Source organism: Paenibacillus koleovorans NBRC 103111, assembly GCF_004000845.1.
Classification (GTDB): domain Bacteria; phylum Bacillota; class Bacilli; order Paenibacillales; family NBRC-103111; genus Paenibacillus_AA; species Paenibacillus_AA koleovorans.
The window spans coordinates 1-10,987 of record NZ_BIMA01000168.1 but is presented as its reverse complement, the minus strand read 5'-3'; the positions used below and the strand labels follow the sequence as shown (position 1 = coordinate 10,987).

General features: G+C 56.2%; 13 protein-coding genes. 3 read left to right on the top strand and 10 right to left on the bottom strand.

Annotated features, from left to right (window positions below; genetic code table 11):
• Window positions 1-57 precede the first annotated feature (57 nt).
• Window positions 58-645: a Uma2 family endonuclease gene (locus PKO02S_RS30120; protein ID WP_164821773.1), complete on the bottom strand. Its 588-nt coding sequence runs from the start codon at window positions 643-645 to the stop codon at window positions 58-60.
• A 107-nt stretch (window positions 646-752) separates the two neighbouring features.
• Complete coding sequence (locus tag PKO02S_RS30115) at window positions 753-1,496, bottom strand: IclR family transcriptional regulator (RefSeq protein ID WP_127588716.1); 744 nt, start codon at window positions 1,494-1,496, stop codon at window positions 753-755.
• A 173-nt stretch (window positions 1,497-1,669) separates the two neighbouring features.
• Between PKO02S_RS30115 and PKO02S_RS30110 the strand changes: the two genes are divergently transcribed.
• Window positions 1,670-2,749 carry a Fe-Mn family superoxide dismutase gene (locus tag PKO02S_RS30110; protein ID WP_127588715.1) on the top strand — a complete coding sequence of 360 codons (1,080 nt, stop codon included), beginning with the start codon at window positions 1,670-1,672 and terminating at the stop codon, window positions 2,747-2,749.
• 82 nt (window positions 2,750-2,831) lie between these two features.
• Here PKO02S_RS30110 and PKO02S_RS30105 read toward each other — a convergent pair whose 3' ends face one another.
• From PKO02S_RS30105 to PKO02S_RS30070, 8 genes are all read right to left on the bottom strand, one after another.
• Entirely contained in the window at window positions 2,832-3,566 is a 735-nt protein-coding gene (locus PKO02S_RS30105) for a TspO-related membrane protein (protein WP_127588714.1), read from the bottom strand.
• Window positions 3,567-3,964: 398 nt separating this feature from the next.
• Window positions 3,965-4,558, bottom strand: a complete 594-nt coding sequence (gene folE / locus PKO02S_RS30100; RefSeq protein ID WP_127588713.1) for a GTP cyclohydrolase I FolE — start codon at window positions 4,556-4,558, stop codon at window positions 3,965-3,967.
• Window position 4,559: 1 nt separating this feature from the next.
• On the bottom strand, window positions 4,560-4,781 hold the full coding sequence (locus tag PKO02S_RS30095) for a YneF family protein (RefSeq protein WP_127588712.1): 222 nt from the start codon (window positions 4,779-4,781) through the stop codon (window positions 4,560-4,562).
• A gap of 111 nt (window positions 4,782-4,892) precedes the next feature.
• Window positions 4,893-5,921, bottom strand: a complete 1,029-nt coding sequence (locus PKO02S_RS30090) for an HD-GYP domain-containing protein (protein ID WP_127588711.1) — start codon at window positions 5,919-5,921, stop codon at window positions 4,893-4,895.
• On the bottom strand, window positions 5,918-7,096 hold the full coding sequence (queG, locus tag PKO02S_RS30085) for a tRNA epoxyqueuosine(34) reductase QueG (RefSeq protein ID WP_127588710.1): 1,179 nt from the start codon (window positions 7,094-7,096) through the stop codon (window positions 5,918-5,920). Before queG ends, PKO02S_RS30090 begins: the two co-directional genes overlap by 4 nt.
• A gap of 25 nt (window positions 7,097-7,121) precedes the next feature.
• The gene (gene lepB / locus PKO02S_RS30080) at window positions 7,122-7,733 is read right to left on the bottom strand and encodes a signal peptidase I (RefSeq protein ID WP_127588709.1); all 612 of its coding nucleotides are present in this window, start codon (window positions 7,731-7,733) and stop codon (window positions 7,122-7,124) included.
• A 4-nt stretch (window positions 7,734-7,737) separates the two neighbouring features.
• Window positions 7,738-8,289: a DUF402 domain-containing protein gene (locus PKO02S_RS30075; protein WP_127588708.1), complete on the bottom strand. Its 552-nt coding sequence runs from the start codon at window positions 8,287-8,289 to the stop codon at window positions 7,738-7,740.
• Between the two features lie 164 nt (window positions 8,290-8,453).
• Window positions 8,454-8,879 (bottom strand): GNAT family N-acetyltransferase, encoded by a 426-nt coding sequence (locus PKO02S_RS30070; protein ID WP_127588707.1) that lies wholly within the window; start codon window positions 8,877-8,879, stop codon window positions 8,454-8,456.
• Window positions 8,880-9,429: 550 nt separating this feature from the next.
• Between PKO02S_RS30070 and PKO02S_RS30065 the strand changes: the two genes are divergently transcribed.
• Both PKO02S_RS30065 and PKO02S_RS34150 read left to right on the top strand, forming a co-directional pair.
• Window positions 9,430-10,041, top strand: a complete 612-nt coding sequence (locus tag PKO02S_RS30065; RefSeq protein ID WP_127588706.1) for a superoxide dismutase — start codon at window positions 9,430-9,432, stop codon at window positions 10,039-10,041.
• Window positions 10,042-10,639: 598 nt separating this feature from the next.
• Complete coding sequence (locus PKO02S_RS34150; RefSeq protein ID WP_507763327.1) at window positions 10,640-10,801, top strand: hypothetical protein; 162 nt, start codon at window positions 10,640-10,642, stop codon at window positions 10,799-10,801.
• Window positions 10,802-10,987: the final 186 nt, after the last annotated feature.

Sequence of the window (10,987 nt, the reverse complement as noted above, 5' to 3'; positions counted from 1 at the left end):
CTCCAACTGAACATCTTCGCCAGAGGACCGTCCGTAGGACGGTTTTTCTTAGTCCATCTAACGCAAATCTCGGTCAAACGGTGCAAACAGCTCATCCGTCTGTACAGTCACGCATGGAAACTTGGCGGAAGCGATACAGTCCGTCTCCGCATAGGAGCCGGCCAAACGATAGCCGCCTCCGTCCAGAACCAGCTGATCAATCGTCTGATGCACAGGATCGAGAATCCAATACTCGCCGACTCCGTACCGGGCGTACAGCTCCTTCTTCTTGACCTTGTCGCGGGGAGCCGTACTCGGCGATAATATTTCGACCAGCAGGTCCGGCACTCCCATTACCTTCTCATCCACCAGAATAGACAAGTTGCCACGATCGATATAGATCAAATCGGGCTGGACGATATTATCTTCGCTGAAATGCACGTCCATAGGGGCCAGCAAAATGACTCCGTCATGTCTGCACGAATTCACAAGCTTCGAATGCAAACGTCCCAGGATCACTTGATGCGACAGCTTCGGAGAAGATAAGAAATCGTAGCGGATCCCGTCAATAATCTCATAACGCTCGAACGCATCGTAAAAACCGGTCTGCTCTTTCACTGTTGGCGGCTTGGGGGATGGCGGGGATTTTTTTTCGTCCTCTGGCACGGCCTGTCCTCCTTGTATTCGCAGAAAAATTGGGAACTATTAGGATACTCCAAGTATAGCATACCCGATTCCAAATGACAGCCGTCCGTCTCCCCGCAAGCGCCCTTCTACCGCATCATCTTGCCCATCCGCGTCGCGGCATCGATGATCTGCGGCGCGTGCTCCCGCATCCGCTCGAGCGTCAGCCGGTTCGCCGGCCCTGACACCGCGAGCGCCGCCGCCAGCTTGTGCGTGCGGCTGAAGATCGGCGCCGCCACGGCGGCCGCGCCCGGCTCGCGCTCCTCGACGCTCGTCGCGTAGCCGAGCCGGCGAATCTCGTCGAGCTTCTTCTCGAAGACGGCGCGCTCGCCGGCGTCGGTCCAGATCAAAGCCTCGAGCAACTCCGATTGCACGGCCGGCTCCGCAAAGGCGATGAGCGCTTTGCTCGAGGCGCCGACGCTAAGCGGCATCCGGGCGCCGATCGGCGCGACGCGGCGGATCGCCTGGTTGCTCTGCACGGCCTGGATGCGCAGCCGCTCCGTGCCGTCGCGCACGTACAGGCTGATCGTCTCGCCGACCAGGTCGCGCAGCCGCTCCATCTCGGGCAGCAGAATCGTCGCCGGATCGTCGCCGTACTCCATATTGGCGGCCAGCTCCCAGATTCGGAAGCCTATCCGGTACTTGTCCGTCTCGGTATTACGGATCACGAAGCCGCGCCCTTCCAAGGAAGCGAGCAGCCGGTGGACCGTGCTCTTGTGCAGGCTGACCTTCGCCGCAATCTCGGTCAAAGTCAGCTCCGCGGAATCCGTAAAGCACAACACGACATCAAGCGCGCGCTCCACGGCACGCACCGTTTGCTTCTGATCGTCCATCCCGAACACCCGCCTCCTGTTTCATCTTGTGAAACTCAGTTTTATCTTAGTATACCGCAATCGCGCCGTTCTAGCAAAGTCAATACGTCCCCGAATAGGCCAACCCGCGCACCGCATACATTGTTCGATAATAGAGGCGGTGCTCATCCGACTAGCGAGAGGTGGAGAAAGGGATGCTGCGCGTGTACGGCTCGTCACAGCTTAGACTGCTGGAGGAAATCCGATTCTGGAAAACACAGGAGCGCGAACATGCCTCCTTCATCCGCGAGCTTGTCCCACAGCTGGAGCTAATTTATGTCAATCAGCTGTCCGATTGGGAGCTGGCGTTCGCGCAGACGGAAGCCGCTACTCGGAAATGGATAGAAGCCATCAACCGAATGAACGATCGACCAATCGCTGGCATAAGCGCGCAGCTTATTCATTTCTATCAGCATGCGATTTATCAATCGCAATCATTCCTTCAGGCTTTGCACATAATTATCAATCATAGCACTGCGGTAAAACGGCTGCCCGCCGAACTAGCATCATCCGTCCCCGTACCGCTCTACCGCCCAAGCAGCTCACCGCATCCGCACGAAACGCTGCTAACCGGAGAAGGCAACTGGTCCGGCGTCCCTTTCGACCGAGAGGTGCCGATCGGCGGGCATTCGCTGCCCCCTCTTCCCTACAACTACAACGCCCTCGAGCCCCACATCGACGAGAAAACGATGCGCCTTCATCACGATAGGCATCACCAAGTGTATGTCGACGGGTTAAACCGCGCGGAACAAAAAATGGCCGAAGCTCGCCAAACCGGCGACTTCGACCTGATCAAACACTGGGAACGGGAAGCGGCATTCCACGGGGCGGGCCACTACCTGCACACCTTGTTCTGGGAGTCGATGCACCCTCGGGGCGGAGGCTCGCCGGACGGGGAGCTGGCGAAGCGGATCGAGCGAGATTTCGGCGGCTATCAGCCATTTCGACACCACTTTACTGCCGCGGCAGCCCAAGTTGAGGGCGGAGGCTGGGCTCTCCTCGTCTGGGCGCCTCGAAGCGGCAGGCTGGAAATTCTGCAAGCGCAGCACCATCAGCACCAGACCCAATGGGACGCCATCCCGCTGCTTCCCTTGGACGTCTGGGAGCATGCCTACTATTTGAAATATCAGAACAAACGGTCGGACTACATAGAGGCTTGGTGGGATATCGTCCATTGGCCGACGGTAAACGAACGCTACGAAGCCGCGCGCCAGCTCAAACGGCAGCCGTACTAGACCTGAAGCCTCTGCTCGACAACCGGACAGACAGCCCGACAACCGGCCGCCGCCCAATCGAACCGGCAAGCCTGCCTGCCAGCTATCGCACTACCTTTTTCAACACGTTCAAAGCATACACGAACAACGCCGCAGCGAGCAGCCAAGCCGCCGCTTTCATACTCCCGCTAGCCCGCATGGATGCGCCTATAGCGATGAAGGCCCAGACGAAAACCGCAATAAAAGCCGGATCGTAATAGCGCCCCCCGACCAGCACCGCCAAACCGGCAGCCAGCACGAGCAGAATAATCGTCCATAGCTCGTCGGACAACCCCCACAGCTTCACGTCGTTCGAGTACAGCACAATCGCCACATTCACGATCGTCGCTACCGTAATCCAGCCCAAGTACAGGCTGAACGGCAGCTGGACGAGCCATTGCACCTTCGACGAGCGGGTGTTCGAACGGGTGCGCAAATAGAGCACGCAAAGTGTAATAAGCAGCGCCGACATGATGAATACGCTCGACTCGATTTTCAAGGCGTGCCATAACAGCAGCCAGGCGACATTGAACATGCAGCTGATCGCGAACCAAGGTCCGACCGATTCGAGCTCTCGCTCCTTCTTGGCCCCAGGCAGCAGCTGATACAGAATAAAGCCGGCCAGCAGCAAATAAATGACGCCCCAGATCGAGAAAGCGTACGGAGCCGGTGCGATCAAAACCGGGAACATCGCCGAAATCTCACCCGTGGTCCTGCCCCCGAGCGGCAGCACGTACGCCAATCCGTTCAGCGCCAGAACAACGGCAAAGGCCGCCACGTTCCACCAACGATAGACCATCGCATATCCCTCCTCGTTTGGCGGATGAGGCTGCGCTCCCAAAGGCAGCACCGAGCGTACGGCCACAGCAGCTTGCCCGCCTGTTAGTACAGTCTATGCTTGTTCGCCCGGAATAGTAGTGACTTTGCGCTTATCCTGCTGTTGCTCCTTCACGAAAGCCCACGCCAGCAGACCGCTCCCCACCCAAGCACGAAAATCCGCCTTGCAGCCGCTCAACAGCCCTCCTCATCTTACTCCACCTTAGGAAATAGCCCAAATAAGGCGTTCGCGAAGCGAAATTCCATCATCCGCGGTGCACTGGCGGGGGCATGGAGGTTACTTATCCACAGCTCTGCACCTTCTATAGTTTCCTATACAAAAAAAAACTCGGCCAAGGCCGAGGCGCACACTATACCAACTTATCCTTTTACCAGGGTCAAAAATTCCGAACGCAGCGCGGCATCCCGACGGAATTGCCCGCGTACGGCAGAGCTGACCGTCTTGCTGCCGGGTTTCTTCACGCCGCGGGAGCACATGCATAGATGCTCGCCTTCGACGACGACCATCACGCCTTGCGGCTTCAACACGCGATCCAGGATGTCGGCGATCTCCGACGTAATCCGCTCCTGCACCTGCAGCCGCCGCGTCACCGCTTCCACGAGACGGGCGAATTTGCTCAAGCCGGCAATTTTGCCGCTAGGCAAGTAGCCTACATGGATTTTGCCGAAAAACGGCGCCATATGATGCTCGCATTGACTGTAGTACACGATATCCTTGATAATGACCAGCTCTTCATGCTGCTCGTCGAACGTAACGCCAAGCACCTCTTCGGGATTAACGCTATAGCCGGCAAAAATTTCCTCATACATCCGAGTCACGCGCGCCGGCGTATCCAGCAGCCCCTCACGGTCGACGTCCTCGCCAATGAGACGAAGTATTTCGCGAACGTGATGCTCGATCTGTTCGCGGTTCTCGCCCACTTGCTCGTTCGTATAATCCTTCACTCCAGCCATATCAGCGTCCTCGGTTCTTGAAATTTTGGTTCTTCATCATCGATTGGACTTTGTTCATCTGCTGCTTGTTTAGGTTGTAGCCCATCTTCTTGGCCATCTGCGTGATCATCTCGGGGTTGTTCTGCATCTGCTCCATCTGATTGCGCAAATAATATACGCCGATGAAGAAGCCGCCTACTAGGCCTACAATCAAAGTGACGATTGGGATAATCCAATTCCACATTGGTCTTCTCACTCCATCTATTTAGTCAAATATGACTCATCATAGCATGTCCGTTCCTTGCAAGCAACGCGACGATCGTCCAGCTCAGCATCGGTCTCCGGATCTGTCACCCTAGGAAAGAACCGAATCCACGAAGATCGTCGTCTCCCGGGCCAAATCGATCTCTTTCACTTCGATCTGATTGTTGTTGTCCTGCTGCACCACCCGCACGACCGGACGTCCCGGCAAGCCGCGATGCTGCCCGACGACGACTCCGGTCTCCCTGGTCGAGAGACGGACGGAGGAGCCGGTCGGATAAATCGAGACGGTGCGCAGAAAATGTACGAGCACATCGCGATCGAGCTTCGTGCCCGACATCGCCATCATCCGCTCGCAAGCCTCATGCGGCAGCAGCCGCTTCGCCCGCAGGTCGAACAACAAATTGTCGTACATGTTCGCCACCGTGACGATCTGCGCATAGAGATGGATCTGGTCGCCTGACAGCTTGCGCGGAAGCCCCGTGCCGTCCGGCGACTCATGATGCTGCAACGCCACATGGGCGATCATGAGGTTAAGCTCCTGCTTCTGCTTCAGCAGCTCGAAGCCGCGCCATGTATGGTGCCGCCTCGGATCAATCGAATTGTCGTCGGTGATCCGCTCGACTTTGCCGATATCGTGCAGCATCGCCCCGATGGACAGATCCTTCAGATGGCTATGGGCCAAGCCCATGTTCATTCCGATCATCGTGGAGATAAGACAGACGTTCATCGCATGCACGTACATCTCGTTGTCCTTCGTCCGAATATCGGACAGCTGGAGCAGCACTTCCTTGCTGCGGACCACATCCTCCAGCACCGATTCCGCAGTAGTGCTCACGGCTCGCGGATCGAACGTTTTGCCGGAGCGAATCGACTCGAACGTTTCCGTCATTTTGCGCAGCACAAGCCGCTTTGTCTCGTCGGACAGCACCTCGGGAATATCTACATCCTCGAAGGTCGGGTCTTTGATGTAAACCATAGTGGCCCCGATTCGATTCAGCGTGTTAATCATGTAAACCGTCAATTGCACTCCAGCAGCCAACAGAATCGTGCCGTTGCTGGAAAAAATCGTCTTCCCCAGAATTTGTCCGGGTTCGACTTGCTCGATGGACATGTGCCTCACCGCGGTCCTCCTCCCTCAGCTTGTAATGCTTCTATAGCCCGCTGCAGCTCCGCCAGCACCGCCGGGTGCTCCTCTGCGAGCAGTGCCCGCTGCAAGGCGGCCTCCGCCTCGCCGCCGCCGATCCTTCCGAGCGCCCATGCGGCCGTGCCGCGAATCTCCGGGCGCTCGTCGACCTCTAGCCGTTCCACAAGCGGCTGCACCGCGGAACGGTCCTTGAAGCTGCCGAGCGCGATGATCGCGTTGCGCTGGATCGGCTTGCGGCCGCGCCAGGAGGCGGCCATCGAGCCGTAGCGCTCCTTGAACTGCTTGTTCGTCAGCGTCAGGAGCGGCACGAGCAGCGGCTTCACCTGCTCCGGGTCCGGCTGTAGCTCGGGATGCTGGGTCCAATTCTTGCCCTTGTTCTCCGGGCAGACGACCTGACACGTATCGCAGCCGTACAGCCGATTGCCGATCTTCAGCTTCAGCTCGTCCTCCACGAAGCCCTTTGTCTGCGTGACGAAGGAGATGCAGCGGCTCGAGTTGAGCTGGCCCGGCCCTACAAGCGCTCCCGTCGGACAAGCGTCGATGCACTTCGTGCACGTCCCGCAGCGATCCGTAATCGGCTCGTCCGGCGGGAACGGAATATTCGTAAGCAACTCGCCCAGATAGATCCAAGATCCAAGCTCCGGCGAGATGATCGCGCAGTTTTTGCCGCTCCAGCCGATGCCGGCGCGCTCCGCTACGGCACGGTCTGCGAGCGCCCCCGTGTCGACCATATTCTCCGTCTTGGCCTCGGGCACCCGCTCGAGAATGAACGCCTCCAGCCGAGCGAGCCTGTCCCGCAGCACATGATGATAGTCCGTCCCCCAAGACGATCGCGAAATAATGCCCCGGTAAGCGCCGGGCTCCGACTTCGGCGGGTTGCTCAGCTTGGACGGGTAGGCGATGGCGATCGACAGGATCGACTGCACCCCCGGCAAACTCAGCGCGGGATCGACCCGCTTGTCCAAATCCGGCTCCTCGAAGCCGGATTCATAGCCTCGCTCCCTGTGCCGGAGCAAAATTCGCTTCAATTCCACGAACGGCTCCGCCGAGGCGAACCCGATCCGATCGATGCCTAACGCCGGAGCCGCTTCGCGGATGTCCTGCTTCAGCCTCTCCCATCGGCCGGATGCTCCCCGTGCGGTTTCGTTCATTGCCTCTTAGCTCCTTCTGCGATTGCTACAGCGTGCCTAGCTGGTCGAACGGCCATAATATAAAATCGGCCCTGCCCTTGATCATGCCGGACGAGACCGATCCGAACATCCTACTGTCCTTGCTGGCGGACTTGTGCCGGTTGTCGCCCAGTACATAGTAGCGATCCTCTTCGACTGTGAAAGGCCCCCGGTCCCCGTCCTCGATCCGGTTGTCCGTATACGGCTCCTGTACTTCCGCCCCGTTCACGTATAGCTTGCCGCCTCGAATCTCAACCCGGTCGCCGGGGACGGCGACAACCCGCTTCACCAGAAATTCGCGTCTCGACGTGTTCTGCTCCGGATCCTTCAGGATGACGACATCCCCGCGAGCCGGTGAGCCCATCAAATAAACGAGCTTATTGACGAACAGCCATTCCTTCTCTTTGAGCGTCGGCTCCATCGATTGGCCCTTGACCGTCGACAGGTTGAACACGAACACATTAAGCAGCAGCACTATCACAAGCGATACCGCGATCGACTTGACCCACTCCCATATTTCCTTGGCCGTTCCGGCGCTCGGCTGTCCGTTGCTTCCGGCTCTATCGACCGTCCCCGATCCTCGCTGCGGATGGTCGTCCCCGTGCGGAAACTGGTTCAATAGCTTACACCTCCGGCTCTACATGCTTCCACATTTTGTAATACGCATACACCCGCTCGTCCTCGAAAGGAGCCCCACAGCGCTCAATCCGATGCAACAACCGGTCCAGACCGCCCTTTACTTTCCGATCCACGATGTCCGAATAATGATAATTCGCCTTGTGCATCGCGTATTCTTCCTGGTCCACTACTTGCACGCCGCCGTCCGATGTCCGAATGACATCCAGATCGTAGTCGATGTAGGTAATCACTTGGCCGTTGCGGTATGGAGGTGAAGCAATGTTACAGTAATACCGGATTCCCTGATCCTCAATTAAAGAAACCACATTATACCACTCGCCCGGAATAAAAAAAGCAACGGATGGAATGCGGCTTACCCACTCTTTGCCGTCGCCCTCCCGGATACGGGTCTGACTGTTCACAAGCACCAGCATGGATTCTGCCGCATGCTCCGGGAACAGACGATTCTCGGGGATGAGCCAGTTTTGCATCCACATGCGGTGGAGATGGCCGTCATGCTTGAAGCTTTTGATGATGAATGGCGATAGATGTCCCATGGCGTGCCCTCTTCCGTCAGTGCCTATTTCCTTATTATACATGAATTGCGATCACAGCGTAAAACCAACATCATTCGACGAAAACAAAAAAACATATCCATTCCCGGCGAACCGGGTCGAGATATGTCGGATGCTGCGTTTGCTATAAAAGCGGCGCAAATGGCTCAGCCGGATACGATGCGTAAATGGCGGTAAGACCGAGAAAAATCGGCAGGAGCATACCCTGCGGACTCATAAACGGGCAAAATCGGCTCATTGTGCTGGTCGACTGTGATGTGGATCTTCTTCACCTTGCGCTGCACGAAACGCCGCTTCAACATCTGGATAAGCTGGCGTCCGATGCCTTGGCGCTGGAACTGCCGGGAAACGGCGATCCGGTAATAATACCCTTCGTCGCGGTGATCGATCGTTCCGATGACGACGCCTGCGATTTCCCCGTCCATGAGGGCTACGAGGATGAGGTCGGAATCGAGGGACAGCTGCTTGGCGAAAGCCTCCATCGTTTCTTCGGCACATGATTCGGACAGGACTTCTTCTAGCAAGTTAGTGATGGCTGCATAATCCGATAGCTGAAACGACCGTACTAACATAAGGTTCTCCCCTCATATCTAGTATATGTTGCTCTCCAGGTCTCTCTAACTAGATTATACGACAAAATTCGATGAAATCCTTCACTAATTTTACGAAATCCTAAATAATCTTTCGATTTTTGTTCAAATTCAGCTGAAAACGCTTTAAATGAAGCGTTTTCATAACTAAATCATGAAAAAGAGCCCAATTTCTCGTCGGTTCTCGTCGGTGGTCTCATTTGCTTGATATGGATTGTCGACCTGCTTGCTCGTTCCGCTTGCTTATGTATTGGGGCCAACTTACCGAAAAATTGCACTCTACATGTAACTTTAACGCTGAAACACCTCCTTTATCAAGTAATTATTTGTTACAGAATGCTGAAAGCCCTTTCATGTTTCATTCGCGGGGAAGTCGTGTATAGAATGGAGAGAGGGTGCTATACTATAACGTCTGTTGTTGGCAGTCGAAACATGCGACTTTACAGACTTACTTGTTGCGCATGTTGATTTATCCCCATGAATGAGGGATAATATTCTAGTAAACTATACATATTCTTAGGAGGTATTTCCCATGGCCCATCAATTGCCGCCGCTCCCTTATGCCAATAATGCGCTGGAGCCTCATATCGACGAAACAACGATGATGATCCACCACGATCGTCACCACAACGCTTACGTCACGAACCTCAATGCTGCCCTGGAAGGCCATGCCGACCTGCAAGCGAAGAGCATCGAGGACCTGATCTCCGACATCAACGCTTTGCCTGAAGGCATCCGCAACGCGGTTCGCAACAACGGCGGCGGTCATGCCAACCACAGCCTGTTCTGGGAAGTAATCGGCCCGAACGGCGGCGGACAACCATCCGGCGCACTGGCTGACGCGATCGCCAGCGAGCTGGGCGGCTTCGACAAGTTCAAGGAAGACTTCGCCAAAGCCGGCGCTACTCGTTTCGGCAGCGGCTGGGCTTGGCTGAGCGTGACGAAGGACGGCAAGCTGGTTGTGAGCAGCACTCCGAACCAAGACAGCCCGATCATGGAAGGCAACACGCCGATCCTGGGTATGGACGTTTGGGAGCACGCTTACTACCTGAAATACCAAAACAAACGCCCGGACTACATCGCTGCGTTCTGGAACGTAGTGAACTGGGAAGCCGTTGGTCAACGTTACGAAGCGGCTAAGTAATTGGGATTGTAAGGACCGTCGGAATCGCGAGAGCGATCCGGCGGTTTTTTGGTTGCTCGGTCATGGACGTGTGTTTCTGCGCGCAAAACTATGCAATTTGTGCTGAGCAGCTCGGCTAGACCGTGTGTTTTTGCTGCAACCTAACCCAGCTAATTCTGCTCTACCCCTGCTTTCTTGCGATTTTAGCTAGAGCTAAGTCCGGATAACGGACTTAGTTATGCGGGTGTGACGCTTTAAGCTAGAACTAAGTCCGGATAACGGACTTTATGCTGTTTCTTGCGGCTAATTACTCTTTTGACCGGATGCTCCATCCCTACCTCCCTGCACCCAACTACTCGTTGAAACGTGCTAATTCTGCTCTACCCCAGCTCCCCCACTCCGTTACTTGTTGAAACTGGCTACTCCTACTCTCCATCTTCTCCCTGCACTCCGTCACACGTTGAAGCTGGCTATAGCCGCCCCCTCTTAGCCCTAAATTCAGCTGCCCTGCGGTGAGCAGCGATTCCCCTTGGCACTGATTGTACCCGTACTGTTTCGTACCGAGCTTGAATATAATTCAGCGAATCCCGAGACTATGGAAAAAGGCGGGCGATCGGCAATGTCCAAGGCAAATCGCGGCAAAGCGCTATGGAAGCTTCCTTCTCGAGGCAGGGGCACCTGCCCGGTATGCGGGTCCACTCGCATCAAGCTCCTTTACACCCGAGCACTCCAAGACGGCACCAGAGCCAAAGTATGCAAAAAATGCCGCGTCCAGCTCTAAGTCTGGATTGCGGCATGGTGGTGGCGACTTGTAGGAGTTGGTGTTCAACTCAAACGGGTTGAATCAGGCCAAGCCGGACTGTACCGGGCGAACCAAGACGAACCAGGGCGAACCCCGGGTTGTACCGGGGCAAGCCGGGATGAACCAGGCCAAGCCGGGACGAACCAGGCCAAGCCGGGTTGTACC

Excerpts from the sequence above, each read along its gene's own strand:
- PKO02S_RS30115 (WP_127588716.1), bottom strand. The coding sequence starts at position 1,496 with ATGGACGATCAGAAGCAAACGGTGCGTGCCGTGGAGCGCGCGCTTGAT.
- PKO02S_RS30110 (WP_127588715.1), top strand. The coding sequence starts at position 1,670 with ATGCTGCGCGTGTACGGCTCGTCACAGCTTAGACTGCTGGAGGAAATC.
- PKO02S_RS30105 (WP_127588714.1), bottom strand. The coding sequence starts at position 3,566 with ATGGTCTATCGTTGGTGGAACGTGGCGGCCTTTGCCGTTGTTCTGGCG.
- folE (WP_127588713.1), bottom strand. The coding sequence starts at position 4,558 with ATGGCTGGAGTGAAGGATTATACGAACGAGCAAGTGGGCGAGAACCGC.
- PKO02S_RS30095 (WP_127588712.1), bottom strand. The coding sequence starts at position 4,781 with ATGTGGAATTGGATTATCCCAATCGTCACTTTGATTGTAGGCCTAGTA.
- queG (WP_127588710.1), bottom strand. The coding sequence starts at position 7,096 with ATGAACGAAACCGCACGGGGAGCATCCGGCCGATGGGAGAGGCTGAAG.
- PKO02S_RS30075 (WP_127588708.1), bottom strand. The coding sequence starts at position 8,289 with ATGGGACATCTATCGCCATTCATCATCAAAAGCTTCAAGCATGACGGC.
- PKO02S_RS30070 (WP_127588707.1), bottom strand. The coding sequence starts at position 8,879 with ATGTTAGTACGGTCGTTTCAGCTATCGGATTATGCAGCCATCACTAAC.
- PKO02S_RS30065 (WP_127588706.1), top strand. The coding sequence starts at position 9,430 with ATGGCCCATCAATTGCCGCCGCTCCCTTATGCCAATAATGCGCTGGAG.
- PKO02S_RS34150 (WP_507763327.1), top strand. The coding sequence starts at position 10,640 with ATGTCCAAGGCAAATCGCGGCAAAGCGCTATGGAAGCTTCCTTCTCGA.